General features: G+C 42.6%; 16 protein-coding genes. 5 read left to right on the forward strand and 11 right to left on the reverse strand.

The features are described from left to right. Positions 1 to 16: 16 nt before the first annotated feature. Positions 17 to 4,579: a glutamate synthase large subunit gene (gene gltB, locus HC660_RS09920; protein WP_168747987.1), complete on the reverse strand. Its 4,563-nt coding sequence runs from the start codon at positions 4,577 to 4,579 to the stop codon at positions 17 to 19. A 146-nt stretch (positions 4,580 to 4,725) separates the two neighbouring features. Here gltB and gltC point away from each other — a divergent pair, with 146 nt between their 5' ends. Next, entirely contained in the window at positions 4,726 to 5,628 is a 903-nt protein-coding gene (gltC, locus tag HC660_RS09925) for a glutamate biosynthesis transcriptional regulator GltC (RefSeq protein ID WP_024121635.1), read from the forward strand. 56 nt (positions 5,629 to 5,684) lie between these two features. On the opposite strand, the gene proB is transcribed toward gltC, so the two are convergent. The 3 genes from proB to rtp form a co-directional block, all read right to left on the reverse strand. Then, on the reverse strand, positions 5,685 to 6,800 hold the full coding sequence (gene proB / locus HC660_RS09930) for a glutamate 5-kinase (RefSeq protein WP_168747988.1): 1,116 nt from the start codon (positions 6,798 to 6,800) through the stop codon (positions 5,685 to 5,687). A 15-nt stretch (positions 6,801 to 6,815) separates the two neighbouring features. Next, a complete protein-coding gene (proC, locus tag HC660_RS09935) occupies positions 6,816 to 7,694 on the reverse strand; it encodes a pyrroline-5-carboxylate reductase (protein WP_168749441.1) in 879 nt (292 codons plus the stop codon). A gap of 145 nt (positions 7,695 to 7,839) precedes the next feature. Continuing rightward, positions 7,840 to 8,208: a replication termination protein gene (rtp, locus tag HC660_RS09940; RefSeq protein ID WP_010334473.1), complete on the reverse strand. Its 369-nt coding sequence runs from the start codon at positions 8,206 to 8,208 to the stop codon at positions 7,840 to 7,842. 299 nt (positions 8,209 to 8,507) lie between these two features. Here rtp and HC660_RS09945 point away from each other — a divergent pair, with 299 nt between their 5' ends. Continuing rightward, a complete protein-coding gene (locus HC660_RS09945; protein ID WP_168747989.1) occupies positions 8,508 to 9,725 on the forward strand; it encodes a cytochrome P450 in 1,218 nt (405 codons plus the stop codon). Between the two features lie 30 nt (positions 9,726 to 9,755). Here HC660_RS09945 and HC660_RS09950 read toward each other — a convergent pair whose 3' ends face one another. After that, positions 9,756 to 10,472: a 3-ketoacyl-ACP reductase gene (locus tag HC660_RS09950; protein WP_168747990.1), complete on the reverse strand. Its 717-nt coding sequence runs from the start codon at positions 10,470 to 10,472 to the stop codon at positions 9,756 to 9,758. A gap of 153 nt (positions 10,473 to 10,625) precedes the next feature. Here HC660_RS09950 and HC660_RS09955 point away from each other — a divergent pair, with 153 nt between their 5' ends. The 3 genes from HC660_RS09955 (at position 10,626) to HC660_RS09965 (ending at position 12,349) form a co-directional block, all read left to right on the forward strand. Continuing rightward, the gene (locus HC660_RS09955; protein ID WP_168747991.1) at positions 10,626 to 10,931 is read left to right on the forward strand and encodes a DUF948 domain-containing protein; all 306 of its coding nucleotides are present in this window, start codon (positions 10,626 to 10,628) and stop codon (positions 10,929 to 10,931) included. 68 nt (positions 10,932 to 10,999) lie between these two features. Continuing rightward, entirely contained in the window at positions 11,000 to 11,764 is a 765-nt protein-coding gene (locus tag HC660_RS09960) for a hypothetical protein (RefSeq protein ID WP_168747992.1), read from the forward strand. A gap of 57 nt (positions 11,765 to 11,821) precedes the next feature. Next, positions 11,822 to 12,349 carry a GNAT family N-acetyltransferase gene (locus HC660_RS09965; RefSeq protein WP_168747993.1) on the forward strand — a complete coding sequence of 176 codons (528 nt, stop codon included), beginning with the start codon at positions 11,822 to 11,824 and terminating at the stop codon, positions 12,347 to 12,349. A gap of 211 nt (positions 12,350 to 12,560) precedes the next feature. Here HC660_RS09965 and HC660_RS09970 read toward each other — a convergent pair whose 3' ends face one another. From HC660_RS09970 to HC660_RS09995, 6 genes are all read right to left on the reverse strand, one after another. Then, entirely contained in the window at positions 12,561 to 13,550 is a 990-nt protein-coding gene (locus HC660_RS09970; protein WP_168747994.1) for an ABC transporter permease, read from the reverse strand. Continuing rightward, complete coding sequence (locus tag HC660_RS09975) at positions 13,544 to 14,290, reverse strand: ABC transporter permease (protein WP_168747995.1); 747 nt, start codon at positions 14,288 to 14,290, stop codon at positions 13,544 to 13,546. Before HC660_RS09975 ends, HC660_RS09970 begins: the two co-directional genes overlap by 7 nt. Before the next feature lie 10 nt (positions 14,291 to 14,300). Then, positions 14,301 to 15,239: an ABC transporter ATP-binding protein gene (locus tag HC660_RS09980; protein ID WP_168747996.1), complete on the reverse strand. Its 939-nt coding sequence runs from the start codon at positions 15,237 to 15,239 to the stop codon at positions 14,301 to 14,303. Positions 15,240 to 15,251: 12 nt separating this feature from the next. Continuing rightward, on the reverse strand, positions 15,252 to 15,803 hold the full coding sequence (locus HC660_RS09985; protein ID WP_010334482.1) for a MarR family winged helix-turn-helix transcriptional regulator: 552 nt from the start codon (positions 15,801 to 15,803) through the stop codon (positions 15,252 to 15,254). Positions 15,804 to 16,252: 449 nt separating this feature from the next. Continuing rightward, positions 16,253 to 17,497: an MFS transporter gene (locus tag HC660_RS09990; protein ID WP_168747997.1), complete on the reverse strand. Its 1,245-nt coding sequence runs from the start codon at positions 17,495 to 17,497 to the stop codon at positions 16,253 to 16,255. A gap of 93 nt (positions 17,498 to 17,590) precedes the next feature. Then, the gene (locus tag HC660_RS09995; protein WP_168747998.1) at positions 17,591 to 19,069 is read right to left on the reverse strand and encodes an FGGY-family carbohydrate kinase; all 1,479 of its coding nucleotides are present in this window, start codon (positions 19,067 to 19,069) and stop codon (positions 17,591 to 17,593) included. Positions 19,070 to 19,074 lie beyond the last annotated feature (5 nt).

The following is a 19,074-nucleotide window of genomic DNA, read 5'->3' on the forward strand; positions in this document are numbered from 1 at the left end:
GTTCCTCTCCCCTTCCTTACTGCACTACCGCTTGTTTTTGTCCCGCCGGCGCTATTTTCTGCTTTGGTTTCGTATTGGCTTCAAACGCATACATAACGGCTTCTTCCTCAGATAAGCCCGCAGCTTTTTGCTCTTCGATGCTCGCAAGCATTTGTTTATAGTTTTTCGGAATCACTTTAATGAATTTTTTCACACTGTCTTCCCACTGTTCAAGCAGGTCTGCAGCTTTTTGGCTGTTTGTATACGCAGCATGCTGTTCAAGCATTGCTTTAACTTGTTGAATTTCTTTCTCATCCTCTAATGACTCAAACAAAATCATTTCAAGGTTGCATTTGCGTTTAAATGCTTTTACATTTTCGGCCAATACATACGCGATTCCGCCGGACATACCAGCCGCGAAGTTTTTGCCGACATCACCCAGTACGACAACACTTCCGCCTGTCATGTATTCACAGCCGTGATCACCGATGCCTTCAACAACAACATTCACACCGCTGTTCCGAACGGCAAAGCGTTCACCTGCACGGCCGTTAATATATGCTTCTCCGCTCGTCGCGCCATAGAATGCCACGTTGCCGATAATCACATTTTCATGTGATGCGGAGTTGAATCCTTCCGGTGATTTGACAATGATTTTTCCGCCAGACAGACCTTTTCCGACGTAGTCATTTGAATCTCCGTCTAAATAAAGCGTCATGCCTTTAGGAACGAACGCTCCAAAGCTTTGGCCGGCTGATCCTGTGAATTGCAGCTTAATCGTATCTTCCGGAAGTCCTTCTTCACCGTAACGTTTCGAAATTTCACTGCCTGTTACAGTGCCTGCTACACGGTTTGTGTTATTGATTTCGACTGAAATATCAGCTTCTTTCCCAGATTCAATGGCATCTTTTACAGCAGGAAGAATCGTTGTGATATCGAGCGATTGATCAATTTTATGGTTTTGCGGTGTTTGGAATGTCCGTACGCCTTCCGGCTGATAAAGAAGTGTGGACAAATCAAGCTGGCTCGCTTTCCAATGCGCCTTTGCCCGCTCACTCACGTTAAGTGCGTCAGTGCGGCCGATCATTTCATCGAACGTTTTAAAACCTAATGCAGCCATGTATTCACGTACTTCTTCAGCAATAAACAGCATGTAGTTCACAATTTGATCAGGATCTCCCATGAACTTTTTGCGAAGTTCAGGATTTTGAGTCGCTACCCCGACAGGACATGTATCCAAATGGCAGGCGCGCATCATAACACATCCGAGAACAACTAACGGAGCAGTTGCAAAACCGAATTCTTCGGCGCCGAGCAATGCGGCCATGACAACGTCCCGGCCTGTCATAAGCTTTCCGTCTGTTTCTAATACAACACGATCACGGAGTCCGTTCAGCATTAAGGTTTGGTGCGCTTCTGCAAGGCCCAGCTCCCACGGTAACCCTGTATGTTTAATGCTTGTTTTAGGTGAAGCACCTGTACCTCCGTCATAACCGCTGATCACAATGACATCTGCAGTTGCTTTAGCAACACCCGCAGCGATCGTTCCGACACCCGCTTTCGAGACCAGCTTCACGCTGATTCTTGCATCACGGTTCGAATTTTTCAAATCGTGAATCAGCTGGGCTAAATCCTCGATTGAATAAATGTCATGGTGCGGAGGCGGTGAAATCAATCCGACCCCTGGTGTTGATCCGCGGACATCGGCAACCCAAGGATACACTTTATTGCCCGGCAGCTGTCCGCCTTCTCCCGGTTTTGCGCCTTGCGCCATTTTAATCTGCAGCTCATCGGCGTTGACTAAGTAATGGCTTTTTACACCAAATCGTCCGGATGCAATTTGTTTGATCGCACTTCTTCTGTCATCGCCGTTTTCATCCGGCACAAAGCGTTTTGGATCTTCTCCGCCTTCCCCGCTGTTGCTTTTTCCGCCCAAGCGGTTCATCGCAATCGCTAATGCTTCGTGGGCTTCCTTACTTAATGATCCAAATGACATCGCACCTGTTTTAAAACGTTTGACAATTGATTCAGCAGATTCTACTTCCTCCACTTTTAGAGGCTTGCGGTCTTCATCAAATGAGAACAGGTTTCGCAGGAATCCGATTCGTTCTTCATCTGCCGCTTTCGTATACTGTTTAAACAGATTGTAATCATTTCTGCGGCACGCCCACTGCAAGGTATGAATCGTTTTCGGGTTAAACGCGTGATGCTCTCCGCCGTTTCTCCATTGGAAGTCACTTCCCGGTTCAAGCGTTTTGCTGTAATCATCTTGATACGCTTCCTGGTGGCGGCGCTGCGCCTCTTCCGCAATGGTATTTAAGTCAATACCGCCGAGCTGTGATGCTGTTCCCGTAAAATAACGGTCAATTACGTCATGGCTGATTCCTACCGCTTCAAAGATTTGGGCGCCCCTGTAGCTCTGTACAGTAGAAATTCCCATCTTTGACATCACTTTTACGACACCTTCGGTAATGCTTTTTCCATATTTGCTGACCGCTTCTTCATAGCTGATATCCAAACGGCCTTCGTCAATTTCCTGCTTGTAGGTCGCATATGCCAGATAAGGATTGACAGCATCAGCACCATAGCCGATTAGAGCTGCAAAGTGATGAACTTCACGTGCTTCTCCCGATTCAACGATAATGCTGACTTTCGTGCGCAATCCTTTTCGGATTAAATGCTGGTGCAGTGCGCTGACTGCTAACAACGGCGGAATTGGCGTTAATTGCTCATTCATTGCTCTATCGGACAGAATCAAAAGACTTACGCCTTGGCTGATTGCTTTCTCAGCTTGGGTGAACATGTCTTTTAACCCGCGTTCAAGATCTTCTGAAAACAGCACATTAATCTTTTGGCTTCTTAAATCAGGATGGACGATTGTTTTCAGTGCATAAAACTGCTCATTTGATAACACGGGTGTATACAGCTTGATTCGGCGAACGTTACGTTCATTTGGATGAAGGAGATCGCCTTCTGCTCCGAGCCAGGTCATTGTTGAAGTCACGAGCTGCTCGCGAATCGCGTCAATCGGCGGGTTGGTAACCTGTGCAAACAACTGCTTAAAGTAGTTAAACAGCGATTGCGGTCGATCAGACAAAACAGCAAGCGGCGAATCGTTCCCCATTGAGCCGAGAGGATCTTTTCCTTCTTTAATAACAGGAATTAAATATTTTTGAATATCCTCATATGTGTATCCAAACGCTTTCTGACGCGTAAGAAGATCCGCGAACTGCTCTTCCTCTCTTGTTTCCGGATCAGGATTCACTTGCACGAGCTCTTCCTCAAGCCATTTTTGGTATGGATATTCAGTTGCGATTTGTGTCTTTATTTCTTCATCAGAAATGATGCGGCCTTCTTCTAGGTCAATTAAAAGCATTTTTCCTGGTTCAAGGCGGTTTTTATATAAGACGTTTTCCTGTTCAACTTCAATAACGCCGACTTCAGATGAGAAAATAATATAATCATCCTTTGTCACATAATAACGAGCCGGACGTAAACCATTACGGTCAAGGATTGCACCGATTTGTTTTCCGTCAGTAAATGAAATGGCAGTCGGACCGTCCCAAGGCTCCATTAATGAACTGTGATACTCGTAGAACGCTCTTTTTTCTTTAGACATGTGCGTATTTTCTGTCCATGGCTCAGGAATCAGCATCATCGCCGTATGTGCCGGCTTGCGTCCCGCCATAACGAAAAACTCAAATGCGTTATCCAAAATGGAAGAGTCACTGCCGTCAGCATTCAGTATTGGAAGAATTTTATTGAGATCCTCACCAAAGCTTTCAGACACAAATTGCTGTTCACGTGCTCTCATCCAGTTGATATTTCCTCGAAGGGTGTTAATCTCACCATTGTGAACCAAATAGCGGTTTGGGTGTGCCCTTTCCCATGTAGGGAAGGTATTTGTGCTGAAGCGTGAATGAACTAGTGCAAAAGCAGATACGAATGCCTCATCTTGCAGATCGGAATAAAACGCATCAACCTGTTCAGGTGTTAAAAGGCCTTTATAAACAATAGTTTGGCTTGAAAGACTGGCAAAATAAAAATCTAGACCTTCCGTTACTCCCCAGTTTTCAGCCTGTTTACGAATGACATACAATTTTCGCTCAAACGACAAATCATCCTTCAGGTCAGAACTTGCGCCAATGAATACTTGACGGACAAAAGGACAGCTTTTTTGTGCTACTGTTCCGATTTTTCCGACATTTACAGGTACAGTTCTCCATCCAAGCACTACTTGGCCTTCCTGTTCAATCAGTGCATTGATTTGCTTTTCGATTTTTTTTCTTTCATCTTCCTTCTGCGAGAAAAAGACCATTCCTACCCCGTAACGTCCTTTTTCCGGCAGATTGATATCTTTGCACTCTTTCTTAAAGAAAGCATCAGGGATTTGAACCAGTAAGCCGGCGCCGTCTCCCGTATCCGGATCACTGCCTTGGCCTCCTCTGTGGTCGAGCTGGCAAAGCATCTGCAGTCCCTGTTTGACGATGTCATGTGTCGCCTTGCCTTTTAAGTGCGCATATAGGCCGATTCCGCACGCATCATGTTCAAATTCAGGACGGTAGAGACCTTGAGCTTTTGGCATTTGATTGTAAGTCATAATTCCTCTCCCCCGATCAGTTTCCGATAATACCGGTCATAAAATCTAACAATTCTAATATTATTGTAGGTTTTCAAAACGATATAAACAATATATAATTTAGATCAAAAGAATCTCAAAATGAGATAGATGGATGTGAAACATACATGGAGCTGCGCCAACTGCGCTATTTTATGGAGGTTGCTGAGCGAGAACACGTTTCAGAAGCCGCTGATTATCTGCATGTGGCCCAATCAGCCATCAGCAGACAAATTGCAAACCTTGAAGAAGAATTAAATGTCACTTTATTTGAGCGTGAAGGGAGAAATATCAAACTCACTCCGATTGGAAAAGAATTTTTAATTCATGTCAAAACAGCGATGAAAGCCATCGATTATGCAAAAGAACAAATTGATGAGTACCTTGACCCGCATCGCGGAACAGTAAAAATTGGTTTTCCTACAAGCCTCGCCAGTCAGCTTCTGCCGACTGTCGTTTCGGCATTTAAAGAAGAATATCCGCACGTCGAGTTTTTGCTGCGCCAAGGCTCTTATAAGTTTCTGATTGAAGCTGTCAGAAACCGCGATATCGATTTAGCGTTATTAGGCCCTGTGCCGACGAATTTTCCAGATATAGCAGGAAATATCCTATTCACAGAAAAAATTTACGCGCTTGTACCATTAAATCATCCGCTTGCCAAACAAAAAACGGTGCATTTAATCGATTTGCGCAACGATCAATTTGTGTTGTTTCCGGAAGGGTTTGTGCTCAGAAAAATGGCGATTGACTCTTGCAAACAGGCCGGGTTTGCCCCTCTTGTCTCTACGGAGGGTGAGGATTTGGACGCTATCAAAGGATTGGTGTCCGCAGGTATGGGTGTCACCCTCCTGCCGGAGAGCACTTTTGCTGAAACGACACCCCGATTTACAGTGAAAATTCCAATTGAGTTTCCTCAAGTTAAACGGACTGTCGGAATTATTAAGCCGAAAAACAGAGAGCTTGCACCGTCAGCGCAGGATTTTTATGAGTTTGTCATACAGTTTTTCTCGAAATTGGAACAGTATCAATAAAAAAGAACCCGAGCTTCTGTGCGGAAGTTCGGGTTTTTTTCGTGTATGTCTTCTATTTAATATACAGGTAAAGATAAATCCAAATGGCATACAAACGCTTCCGGATCAATCACAGCTTTGTTTTTCATATCTTTATTTTTTTCGGGTGTCTCAAGCTGCGCGGAAGAATAATTGACGATCCCGAGGCCGATGTCTTCACCATGAGAATCAGTCAGGCGGACAACAGCGCCGCTTTTAAATTTTCCTTTAATCTCCCTTACACCATCTGGGTAAATACTCGATTGACCGTCAGCTATTTGGCCGGAACAGTCATCTGATAACACAATTTCACCTTCAGGTCCGGAATTAAAAGCGATCCACTGCTCTTTTTGATTCAACGGAAGCGTTCCCTCAGCTTCAAAATAGGTGCCTTCCGCCTCTCCATGAACAGCTTGATATAATATATCGGCGGTGTCTGCCTGGCCAAGAAATCCTTTAATGCCAGATGCCATCACAATTTTAAACGCATCCAATTTGGATCTCATGCCTCCGGTGCCGACTTCGCTGTCTGTATCGCCTGCACACGCTTCAATTTCCGGTGTAATCTCACTGACCCGCTGCACCCTTTTCGCTTTTGGATTCTTTCGCGGATTGCCGTCATATAAACCGTCGATATCCGATAAAATCACAAGCAGGTCCGCATCGATTAATCCGGCGACTTTCGCTGCGAGTGTATCATTATCGCCAAACTTAAGCCGATTGACGGTCACTGTGTCATTTTCATTAATTATCGGGATAATACCGCGTTCAAGCAGTACATTCATTGTGTTCCGAACATTGTGATATCGGTATTCATCAGAAAAGTCACTTCTCGTAATTAAAATCTGGGAAGCCACGTAACCGTGCGCCAAAAACAGCTTTGAATAAGCCTCCATCAGCAATCCTTGACCGATTGAAGCAGACGCTTGTTTTTCAGGCAGATTTTCTGGTCGTTGAAGAAATCCGAGCTTGCGATATCCTGCAGCTACTGCGCCGGAAGAAACCAGGATCACTTCATATCCGGCGTCTTTTAGTTTGGCAACCTGGTCTACTAAAGCTTCCAGTTTCCGAATGCTGATTTCCCCATGAAGACTTGTTAATGAACTGCTGCCGATCTTCACGACAACTCTTTTCATTTCTGTTTCAGACGTCACTTTATCACTCCTGTTTTATAGCGGTGCCGCTGTTTTTTCAAGATCATCGCTAATTTCCTTTGAACGCTTAGCTGCATGTTTAATGGCTTGAGAAATCGCTTCTCCGCCGCCGCTCTTCTTCAAAGCCTGCAATCCGGCAGCAGTCGTTCCATTTGGCGAGGTGATATTGTCTCTCAGCACCTCAGGCTGTTCTCCTGTTTCCATCAGCATTTTTGCAGCACCTAAGAGTGTCTGTGCACCGATGCTTCGTGATAATTGTTTATCGAGTCCCGCTTCCTCGCCCGTCTTTTCAATGAATTCCATTAAATAATAAAAATAAGCAGGGCCGCTGCCGGCAATTCCCGTGAAAATGTCCATTTGATTTTCCTGGATTGTATACACTTCACCCATACAGCCGAGCAAAGCCGCCGTCAGTTTTTCTAAATCATCTGTCACATGCCTGCCAAGCGCGATGGCAGTTGCAGAAGCGCCGATCATACTTGATGTGTTAGGCATTACTCTGACAACCGGCTGTTGATTATGCAATGATTGTTCAATATAAGAGGTGGTTATGCCGGCTAGCACCGACAAAATTAATTGATGGGGTTGGATACGTGTTTTTAATGATGACAGAGCGTGTTCGGCATCTTTTGGCTTCATCGCCAAAATGAGCACATCCATGTCTTCAATACATAAGTGATCCGGCGCCACGCCTTTGATTCCATATTGAAGTTCAAGCTCAGCTAATCGCTCCGTATTGCTGCGGTTTGTAACGCAGATGTTTTGTTTTGGGATTTTTTTGGCACGAACGATACCTGATATCATTCCTTCCGCCATAGATCCGGCTCCAATAAAAGCTACCTTTTTTTGATCAAAGATCGGTAACATCTCCTTTGTTCGCTTTTTTGTTCGTATTTTCACACGTTTAAAATGTTACCACGTGAGGAAATGATGTCAAGTTTGAAGGTCACTACTGATTTGTATTGTTTCATTTCGACAAATATGTATAATGAAAAACAGAAAACACCCGATACTCGTGGCTATACCGGGTTTTTCTATGTTAAAAATTATCTGACAGTGCTTTTTCAATCAGTTTTTTGCAGCGATCCAGCTCCACTTTCAGCTGTTTTTTATACAGCTTGGCTGCCTCGTAATCTTTAAATTGATAGAGGACAACTTCTTGAAGCTTAGCCCCTTCTTTCTTTACTTTGATTTGTTTTAATATCCCATCATCAAGGAGCTCATGCAAAGACCGGTAAACCTCTGTATGGTTTGGTTTAAAACCAATCTCTTTAAATTCTGATCGAAGCACTTCCAGAAGCTTTAATCCGTAGAGTCTTTTCTGCTCAGTCATGGTAATCATATAAAGTTTCAAAAACGCACGCTGTTTGACCAAAAATCCAGTGGAACTTCTTTTTTCTTCTTTCATCGTCTGCACCCCTTCTCTGTAAACTGAGAATACTATGTACTAAATATTCAATTTTTCCTATTGTTCTCCTGCTTTCTATTAATGATCTGGTTAATCAAGTTATTTTGTGATTGATGTTTATATGGCTAGAGAGTAAAAGATAATGTGAACATTTGGTACATAGTTTGTTTTGTTCATTATAACTTATTTTCACTATTATCTTCAATTTAAAACTATTGTCCGATTCACATTTTCTTCAATATATGTCCGTTGAATTGAAAAACAGCCTTTGATAACGTATGGATAAAGGAGATGATAAAATGACAAAGCAAGCAGCTCGTCCTGCCAAAGATGAACGTTACGCCAACTTAATCCCCATGAAAGAATTACAATTCGAAAAAGACCGTCTTTTCCCCTTCCCGATTTATGAGAAGCTTCGGAAATTGTCTCCTGTCCGCTATGACAAACAGCGTGATTGCTGGGATGTTTTTAAATATGATGACGTTCAATTCATCCTGAAAAATCCCAAACTTTTTTCATCTAAACGCGGCATACAGGCAGAAAGCATTTTAATAATGGACCCTCCGAAACATACCAAATTACGTGCACTCGTCAACAAATCATTTACTCCTAAGGCAGTGAAACAAATTGAAACCCGCATAAAAGACGTTACAGCATTCCTCTTACAGGAGGCGCGGCAAAAAGACACAATCGATATGATAGATGATATAGCAGGCCCCCTTCCTGTTATTATCATTGCTGAAATGCTTGGAGCACCGATTGAAGACCGGCATATCATCAAAACATACTCCGACGTACTCGTATCCGGAGCGAAGGACAGTTCAGACAAAGCTGTTGATGACATGGTTCAAAAACGCCGGGACGGCCACGCATTCTTAAGCAACTATTTTAGAGACATTCTATTAAAACGACGAGCTCACCCAAAAGAAGATTTGATTACAATGCTTTTGCAGTCAGAGGTGGATGGAGAATATCTAACAGAAGAGCAGCTGCTCGGTTTTTGCATTCTTCTTCTTGTCGCGGGGAACGAAACGACTACTAACTTGATCGCGAATGCTGTTCGCTACATCACGGAAGACACAGCCATGCAACAACAGATAAGACAAAATACAGACTATATCCCTAATGTAATAGAAGAAACGCTCCGCTATTATCCGCCTGTTCAAGCCATCGGACGAGTTGCAGCAGAAGATATAGCGCTTGGCGGAGCATTGATAAAGAAAGGATCTTCCGTTATCAGCTGGGTCGCGTCAGCCAATCGGGATGAAGCTAAATTTTCTGAACCTGATCGTTTTATCATTAACCGCTCCTCCTATCCCCATCTCAGCTTTGGGTTCGGAATTCACTTTTGCCTCGGGGCACCGTTGGCCAGACTCGAAGCAAACATCGCTCTTTCCTTCCTCTTGTCTATGTCAGCTTATATTGAAAAAGCTGATGATGAACAGAGACTTGAAGCGATACCAAGTCCTTTCGTGTTTGGCGTTAAACATTTACCTGTGCGGATTGAATTCAAATAAAAAAAGCCTGTCACTAGACAGGCTTTCGTTTTACGGATTTGTAGACCACAATCCTGCAGATTTAATGAAAATACGCGGATCTAATTTCAATTGAGCCACCATATATTCAGCAAGATCCTCAGGCTGCATAACCTTTTCAGGATTACCGTCTGTCAGGTTCAGTTCAATCGACATATCACTTGCGACAGTGCTCGGCGTTAACGCGCTGACTCTGATATTATGCTTTCTCACTTCTTGCATGAGAGATTCCGTTAACCCAAGAACGGCAAATTTAGATGCGCTGTAAGCGCTTGTGACAGCTGCTCCTCTTTGGCCGGCTGTAGAAGAAATATTAATAATGTCACCAGCTTTGCGTTCAATCATTTCAGGAAGCACCGCACGAGTAACATGGTATACACCCATTAGGTTCACTTGAATAATATTTTCCCACTCATCAGCGGATAGATCTAAGAATCCGCCAAATTTGCTGATTCCGGCATTGTTAATAAGAATATCAATCTCGCCAAGCTCCTCTTTAATAGAAGCCACAGCTTGATCAACCTGTGCTGCATCCTTTACATCCGCAGCAGCAAACGCAGCTTTTACACCAAGTGCTTTTACTTCTTCTGCGACTTTCTCAACATTAGCGGCAGTGCGTCCGATTAAACCGATATTTACGCCTTCTTTCGCAAGCGCAAGAGCTGTAGCGCGTCCAATCCCTCTGCCTCCGCCTGTGATAAGAGCAGTTTTATTTTGTAAACTTTGCAATTGAAGCACCCTTTCTTTGTTTACATATGTACGATAACACATTATAAGCACATGAAAACCAATACGCAAATCATATGAACTGCGCAGATAACATTTCACCTGATTATAGTAGGCGAAATAGGGTATGACATTAGAAAAGGGGTGAACATATATATGGTTATCGTTTATATCAGTATTGCAGTAATAGCCATTTCAATCATTTACTTAGGGATAAATGTGATTCAAAACAAGAAAAAAATAGATCCCACCATGAAGGAACTCACTGCAGTTACGCAATCGATGCAAAAACAAGTTGAAGTGGTAAAAACGGAAGCACAGCAGCTGTCTCAAAAGCAAAAAATGATTCAATACGATGTTGAAATGAAAAAAACCGCGTTGCAGCAGACTGCTGCTGAAGTGAAAAAAGCGCCTCAAGCAGTTAAAGAGGTGTGGCATGCTGGACATTTGAATAGAGGTTAAATATGAATGATATCCCGTTGTTACGTTTAAAATGGACAATGGGATATCATTTTTAGGGAGGTTAAGCCATGATTGAAAACCGCAGCGGTTTGGCAGCATTTGCAGAGAAACTACATACTCTTCCGGTATCAAGACCGCTTTCGAAAACAGATTTGTTTACTTCCCCATTTCGCATAAACCAAGAAAACGCGCTAGAAATGTATTATTCACCTCATAATGAATATATCAATCAAGCTGCTTCGATTGTGATTTCAGGCATAACGCCGGGTTTTTCACAAATGAAAACAGCTTATGAAACAGCCATCGAAAGCTTGCACAAAGGCCGTTCTCTAGAACAGATGGCTTTAGACACCAAAAAAGCTGCAGGACTTTCAGGAACTATGAGACATAACCTGATAACGATGCTGGATCAATGCGGACTGCCGCAGGTTTTAGGCATTCAAAGCGCCGCACAGCTTTTCGGCGACTTGCGCCATATGCTACACACCACTTCTGTTATCAAATACCCTGTTTTCATTCAGCAGAAAAACTATACAGGACATAGTCCTGTTATCCCCCGCTCATCTATGCTAAGCACTTATGCATATAAGTATTTCCCCGCTGAACTTGAAAAGCTATCGGGCCCTGTTCTTCTTATCCCGCTAGGCAAAGCAGCCGAAACAGTCTGTGAAACACTGATCAGGCAAAACAGCAACTGGCAGCTGACCTGCCTTCATGGCTTCCCTCACCCATCGGGCGCGAACGGTCATCGAATGAAACAATTTAAGAAAAACAAAGAGGATTTAGAAAAACAAATTCGATCCTTTGCTTCATCAAATTCGCTTTCCATATAGAAAAGAGGAAATAAAAGGGATATGATAAACCTACATACATCATTAGGGAGGGATTTGGTGTTTCCTGTATTAGAAACCGACAGGCTTATTCTAAGAGAGATGACAGAGAAAGATGCGGAAGCCATTTTTTCTTGTTTTTCAAACCATGACGTCACACGCTACTACGGACTTGATCCCCTTGAAAGTATGGATCAGGCAAAAACAATGATTCACCAGTTTGCCGACAATTATCAAGAAAAACGAGGAATACGGTGGGGAATTGAAAGAAAAGACACCAAAGAACTCATCGGTACGATTGGATTTCATGCTTTGGCTCCTAAGCATAAACGTGCAGAAATCGGTTATGAAATCAGCCCGGCGAATTGGCGAAACGGCTATGCGTCAGAAGCCATTTTAGAAATTGTGTCTTACGGCTTTGGCATCCTTGGACTAACGCGAATCGGTGCAGTTGTTTTTAGGGAAAATGAAGCGTCAAATCGTTTGCTGCTAAAAATGGGATTTGAAAAAGAAGGCGTATTAAGACACTATATGTACCAAAGCGGTGTGCCTTATGATACAAATGTTTATTCTATTATAAAATCATGAAAAGCAAGAGAATGATAAGACATTCTCTTGCTGCTCTTCCCTATTCTCTCGTCTGCCTTTCCCTCTTCAAGGTTGCCTCCCAAAATATGATAGCTGAAAATACTTACAGCAGAGGCAATCAAAAAGACTACATATCATCACGGCATTGACGAAGACGAAGCCTTGTCATATAAAAAAGATTCATAGCGCTCTATACATCTAGGAACATCCATTAATAAATCCCTTTTTTTGTCCTGCTTCTTGAAATAAAGCCTCCAAAGACATAAAATAATGCCGACCAAAGAAAGATATAAAAAAGCTGAAATTTGAATTCCCGCACTGTCTGCCCCATTTCTATTCCATGGATAAAGGTCATGAATGCTTTTTGCGGCAAAATGGTACAGAGTACATCTAAGACGGGGAGATTAGGCGTAAAAGAAATAAAGCAGCCTGACAATACAGACGTAACCACACTGATTCCGCTCGTCACCAAGCTTAAGTTTCGATCCATAACTGAAGACATAAAAATAGCGAATGACGCTGCAAGCACTGCGAGAACAGCCAGCAGTTCAGCAAAAATGTCCAAGCGAAAGCCAATATCCACATAAAATAATAATGTTGTCATCACAATGGCCAGATAGGTTGGTATATATAGACATAAAAATGTAAAGGTAAACTGAACAATCAGATATATGTTCTCGTTTACAGGTGACACTAAAATCCGCCTGAAGGTTTTAAGCATCCGATCTTCAGGATACAAGGCAGTGAGCGCGACACCTTGCATAAAAACAAGCATCACGATAAATCCTAAAATATTTGTGCCTGTCCCCCTTTCAATCCTTATTTTATCCTCTCCTTTATAGCTGATCGGCATTTTCCCAGTCTCAAAAAGCTCCCGAATCATTTTTTCATCAGCTTTACTTTTCAAAGTGGTTACCTTATAGTCTTGATGATTTTTTTCTACAACTGCTGCATATTTTCCTAACACAAGATCAGAGAACCTCGGGTTTTGATGGACCATAACCACTCGAAAGGCAGGATCTTTGGGGAGATTTTTCATCTCATCCTGCTCCGTAACAAATGCAATGGTTTCTTTTAAGACCGGTTTACCGGAAAAAAGAATGGCTGCTCCAACCATCAGCGGAATGATGATCACTGCAATGATAATAATGGCTTTCTTGGCCAGTATTCGTTCCCACCTATTTCGGAATAGATTCAGCATACATATCCCTCAGGCTTAAAAACAACATGGGAAACGGCAATACAAACGACTGAAGCCAAGAGAAGAATGGATACCACAGGCAGCAAAATACTGAAATCATGATCATAAATGAGGCGAAATGAGCATTCCTCTACCCATTTAACCGGAGAAAATACGGAAATTTCATTTACGGTATCTCCAAATCTATGAATCCCGAAAAAAACGCCTCCTAAAAAAACAAAAAAAGCAACTGGAATTTGCATGATGCTATTCGCCCGTTCTTCATTTTTGAAAATGCAGCAAAACATGGTGCCGAAACAGCAGCCAAAGAACAAAAAGACATGCAGTAAAAGCAAGATATACGGAAGATCTTCACCGCCAAAGTTCAATTTAAAAATCGTTTGAGCCATCCATACATTCATGGTGTACAAAATCACACTGAATATGTAAGTTGATAGTAATTTTGAAAGATAAATACTTGTCTTTGAAACGGGGGCGTATACAAGGCGGATGTTTCCTCTCTTCACCTTTTCTTCCATAAATGTGTTGGACGCGGTCATCGCGATCAGAGCCGCTGAGAAAATCATCATATTCACCCCGTAATAATCGTAGGAACTGATACGGCCTGCCCCAAAGCTATTTTTTGTGACAAAGCCCATGATCAGAATAAGAATGAAAGGAAAAATCGTATTGGCTAAAATGAGAACCGGATTCCTTAAAATATTCCTAAAATCAAATGACATTACTTTCACTAAATTCATGATGCCTCTCCTAATCTCTTAAATTTCTTCCCGTCAGCTCTAAAAATACCGTTTCTAAGGATGCCTCTTGACTGCTCATATGCAGAATGCTACATCCTTGAACACTTAATTCTGCTATGATTTCACCTAGGGGATCTTGGTTCTTTCGGACTGTAACTTTCAATTCATTCTCTATAAAGAGCACTTTTATAATCCCTTCGATATCCTTTAGAATGTTTTTGTTTAATTTATCTGCATTCGCCAACTGAAAAGAATAGGTCATTTCTTTATTTACTTTTTTGTATAATTCCTCTTTCGTCCCGTTAGCAATGATTTTTCCTTCATTCATAATCATAATCCGATCAGCAATAGCCTCGGCCTCTTCCATATAATGTGTTGAGTAAATGATGCTTGCTCCTTTTTCTTTCAGCACTTTAATAGACTCCAGAATGTGGTTTCTGGATTGAGGATCTATTCCAACAGTCGGTTCATCCATAATAATCAGTTTCGGCTGATGGGCAATAGCACAGGCAATGTTTAATCTTCTTTTCATCCCACCTGAAAAAGTCTTAGGCTTATCATCTTTACGATCATATAGCTGTACGAGCTCCAAAGCCTCCTTAACCCGGGCTTTCAGACCTTCTCCTTTAAGAGAGTATAGACTGGCAAAAAAGCGAACATTTTTCTCAGCGGATATATCCTCATAGATGGCGATATCCTGAGGGACAATTCCAATACCCATCTTCATTTTTTTTGCGCCGTTTTTTACATTATGGCCCAATATCGTAACATTTCCGGAAGTGGCCGACAGTACTCCGGATATAATATGAATCGTTGTGCTTTTTCCTGCTCCGTTTGGGCCAAGAAGCCCAAGAACTTCACCCTCCTTTAATTCAAATGAAATGCCGTCTACCGCAGCTTTGTTCGTGTACTGCTTTTTCAAATTTTCAATTGATGCCACGCTGTTCATACGTATCTCCTTTTACATTCTCCGTTTTGCGAATTCCTGAAGAACTTTTATTTTCAGATCATCACGTTCTTGTTCAATTTCAAAGTCACGAGCGTCTTCTTCGAAACCATCCTGCTCTTCTCCGTCAAAACTGTATAGCTTTTTCAATAAATTCCACAGTGTCTCTAATTCTTCCGTCGAAAATCCTTGAAAAATATCTGCCATAAAGTACACAGCTTTTTCACCGCATTCCTCTAAAACGCGTTTTCCAGAATCGGTAATTTTCACATTAACCGCACGCTTGTCACGTTTACTTGGCACAGTAACGGCATATCCTCTTTTTTCAATACTGCTGACCAGCCTGTTTATGTTCTGTTTCGACGTACCTAATTTTTTGGCAATGTTGTTGAAAGTGGTTTCTTCTTCCGGTAAATGCAGTATGGAGACCATTGTCATAAATTGCCTAGTCGTTAAGCTTTCATAGTACTCATCACCTCGTGATTGAATTTTGTTTAAAACAGAAAAAAGTGTAGCGTAAGACTGCTGCATTAAAAATAAATCTTTTAGTTCCTTAGAAAAATCCATTATAACCCTCCTCAAAAAGACAATTTATTGTCTTTATCATCATAGCACTTTTCGTCATTTTGTCAACATATTGTCTATTTTATTGCAAATCATACGACAATATCATATTGATCAATATGAAAAAGGTATATCATGGTTCGGTAACGTAAATTTGATAAGGAAAAAGCATTGGAATTCCCTTTTTTGAAGATCTAATTGAAGAGAAATACAGAAAACCATTAAATGCCGCGACATTATTACAATGTTGAACGCGCGACTTACAAAAATACATTTGAAGAAAAAAAACATACAATCAGGAGAGTTAAGAAGCGATATAAACGCAGAAGCGATCCCTTCTTTTATTAGGTGGACTAGTGATGATGAAACTCCTTTTCAGACCAAACATTCCGGAGCACTCTGTAACTGAAACCATTGCTGAAAAAAGCGCCCTATTCCAGGGGCGCTTTTCATCAGGATGCATATTGAGGGGAAGTCTCTTTCTGTCCTTCTTTTTCTTCAGGTATCTTAATACGTTTCGTCATGACTGCACTCGCAAGATAAAGCACCGCAAAAATCCAGACAACGCCTTGTGCACCGACGAGTCCGATGAACATCCAAGCTAAAGCAGGTCCGACAAATGCCGATAAGCCGGCTGCCAGGTTCAAAACGGACATGGCGGCTCCTTTGTCTTTTCCGGCAACTGTCGGCACAATCGCACCAATCGGCACGTAGCCTGCCAGCAAACCGCCCCAGATAAAGCCGATGATGCTCACAACAGCTATATTCCCGCCTGAAAAAACAGGCGCATAGTATAATAAAACGGTGAAAATGCCGCAGCCGACACCTCCAAACCAAATGACGGTGTTTTTCCATCCGAATTTATCACCGACAATTCCAAAAATGAGGTTAAATACAATATTGCCCAGAAAAATCGTTCCCCAAATCTGCAGCCACACATGAGTTGAAATGCCATGCTGAGCCATGTGCATCGGTAAAAACACAGGAAAACCATATGTGCCGATGCTGTTGATGATTCTAATCACTCCTCCTGTCAGCACCCGCGGATTGGTAACGAGAATGGTAACGCCTTTTAAAAGCTCCTCCGCTGTTTCTGATCTTTTTCTTTTCTTCTTTTCAAATCGGTCTTTATTAACAAACAACGCAAAGACTGCGCCGAGGCATACCCAGAAAATAGAACTCCACAGCGTATTTAAATAACCAAACGTTTTAATGGCATAACTTGAATACCAAGCACCGAAAACAAACATGCCCAGACAATATGCAATCCAGAACCAGCCGACAGCTGTACTGAGCCTGTTCTGCGGTGTTCTGTAGATGACCCATGTCAAGAAGGAATAAGCAAATAGCGGGTATCCTAAACCTTTAATAAAGTAAGTCACATACATGACAGGCAGATTTAGCTGTTCAAATCCGAAGACGATAAAAGCAGCTGTACCGATCACATAAAACAACAACCCCATAAACATCGTTCGCTTTGCCCCAAATGCTTCCAGACATACACCTGAAAACCATGAAGCAATGGCCAGTGAAATGCCGTATATACTGAAAATCGAAGCAGATTGCTGAACGGTGAGCCCATTTTCAATCAGAAAAGGACTGAGCCATCCTTGTTCAAGGCCGTCTCCCATCATAAACAGCACAACCCCTAAAAACCCCCAGGCCAGCCGCTTTGGTATACCAATTTGATCTAACATATCTGTATCCTCCTTAGATGCTTATCTCAATTACCGTATTACCTCAATAAAGTAAGAACATGTATAATTCCTCAAACGGCGGCAAATTCCGCCTTATGCTAATACCTTGTTTCCCGATGACGGCTCTAATCCTGAAAAGAAGCGCTGGACCTGCTTCCACTCCTCGTATAAAGCCATTTCTATCCGGCAATCCTGTGGCTCTATCACCCGAACACTTCCAGACATTTCTTCGGTCAAACGAAAGGCCTCATTGCAAACCACCGCAGCACCAACGACTGATGCCTGACTGTATCCTTCTTTGACATAGATTTTTTTCTGAAGAAGATTGGCGATATATTGTGTAAATGCTCTGCTTTGGAATCCGCCTCCGCATCCCCACACATAGTCACGATTAAACGGAGTGATCTCTGTTAAAATGTCAAAGTTCCATTTGATTGAACTTGCAATCTCCTGTAATGCCGCACGTACAAAATGCGCTCTGCTTAAATGGGCTGAAAGCGGTACATCAAAGAGAAAGCCGCCCTTCGCTAGATTGTTTTTTTCTGCCGATAAATATGAACCGAGGGACGACACACAGGAATGATCTTCCTTAGCTATTGCAGTAATTTCTTGTTCCATCACATCGTACGGTTCATTCGGATAGAAAATATCCTTTAATTTTTGAAAATTCAGACCTGTTATCCCGGGATTCGTCTCTGCAAGCCACTGTCCTTGATCTGTGTGGCAGTTCAGCCAGGCTTTATGATGTCTGTCCTCATGAGTTTCATCAATCATTTTGGTAATCGGTGTTGTCGTACCTGATACAATGACTGCATCTCCCAGAGCAGCGCCAGTGCTTTTGACAGCAAGCTGTGTATCTCCCCCACCCGCTATAACCTTCACATGATGTGACAGTCCCAATTCTGCCGCATACTCATCAGTTATCGATCCAATGACTGTTCCCGCTCTTACTAGAGGCGGAAGAATAGATGGCGAGAAACCGAATATATTGCACATCTCTTCTGACCATGTATTTTGTTTTACATCAAACAGCAGCGTTTCCGTCGCCTGTGACGGTTCATATGTCAATACTCCGCTCAGCTGATACGTCACCCAATCACTGATGCTTGTGAAGCTTGCAGTCTTTTTCCATAAGGAGGGCTGCCGGTGCTTTAAACCATAAAGCTTGAGCGCTGAAAAAAGCGCAGTCGGCAGACGGCCTGTTCGGCTGTATACTTCTTCACGATTCGGTATATTTCCCTCCCACTCCCTGCCCCGATTGTCAATGTTCGGCAGACCGAGGAAAGACTCACCATTTTGATCGAGCAGCACGATCCCCTGTCTTTGACTTGTTGAAGTGAGACCAATAATTTCAATATGATGAGAACGAGACATCGCACGTTTAGCCAGATTCATGATTTGATTCCACAGCGCCTGTGGAGAAAAATAGCGGCTGTCCGGATAAAGCGGCTCGGCCGTATATACAATGTCCTCCCGTTCAACCGTTTGAACGCTGCCCGACACACTTACGACTGCAACTCTTGCATTGCCAGTGCCAATGTCAAATACGAGATAACCTTTTTGTTTCGTCATCCTGA

Origin of the sequence: Bacillus mojavensis, from assembly GCF_012648005.1 — a bacterium.
In the GTDB taxonomy this organism is placed as follows: domain Bacteria; phylum Bacillota; class Bacilli; order Bacillales; family Bacillaceae; genus Bacillus; species Bacillus mojavensis.

Bases quoted from the DNA above. Each gene is read 5' to 3' on its own strand.
- gltB (WP_168747987.1), bottom strand. From the start codon at position 4,579: ATGACTTACAATCAAATGCCAAAAGCTCAAGGTCTCTACCGTCCTGAA.
- gltC (WP_024121635.1), top strand. From the start codon at position 4,726: ATGGAGCTGCGCCAACTGCGCTATTTTATGGAGGTTGCTGAGCGAGAA.
- rtp (WP_010334473.1), bottom strand. From the start codon at position 8,208: ATGAAAGAAGAAAAAAGAAGTTCCACTGGATTTTTGGTCAAACAGCGT.
- HC660_RS09945 (WP_168747989.1), top strand. From the start codon at position 8,508: ATGACAAAGCAAGCAGCTCGTCCTGCCAAAGATGAACGTTACGCCAAC.
- HC660_RS09955 (WP_168747991.1), top strand. From the start codon at position 10,626: ATGGTTATCGTTTATATCAGTATTGCAGTAATAGCCATTTCAATCATT.
- HC660_RS09960 (WP_168747992.1), top strand. From the start codon at position 11,000: ATGATTGAAAACCGCAGCGGTTTGGCAGCATTTGCAGAGAAACTACAT.
- HC660_RS09970 (WP_168747994.1), bottom strand. From the start codon at position 13,550: ATGCTGAATCTATTCCGAAATAGGTGGGAACGAATACTGGCCAAGAAA.
- HC660_RS09975 (WP_168747995.1), bottom strand. From the start codon at position 14,290: ATGAATTTAGTGAAAGTAATGTCATTTGATTTTAGGAATATTTTAAGG.
- HC660_RS09980 (WP_168747996.1), bottom strand. From the start codon at position 15,239: ATGAACAGCGTGGCATCAATTGAAAATTTGAAAAAGCAGTACACGAAC.
- HC660_RS09985 (WP_010334482.1), bottom strand. From the start codon at position 15,803: ATGGATTTTTCTAAGGAACTAAAAGATTTATTTTTAATGCAGCAGTCT.
- HC660_RS09990 (WP_168747997.1), bottom strand. From the start codon at position 17,497: ATGTTAGATCAAATTGGTATACCAAAGCGGCTGGCCTGGGGGTTTTTA.
- HC660_RS09995 (WP_168747998.1), bottom strand. From the start codon at position 19,069: ATGACGAAACAAAAAGGTTATCTCGTATTTGACATTGGCACTGGCAAT.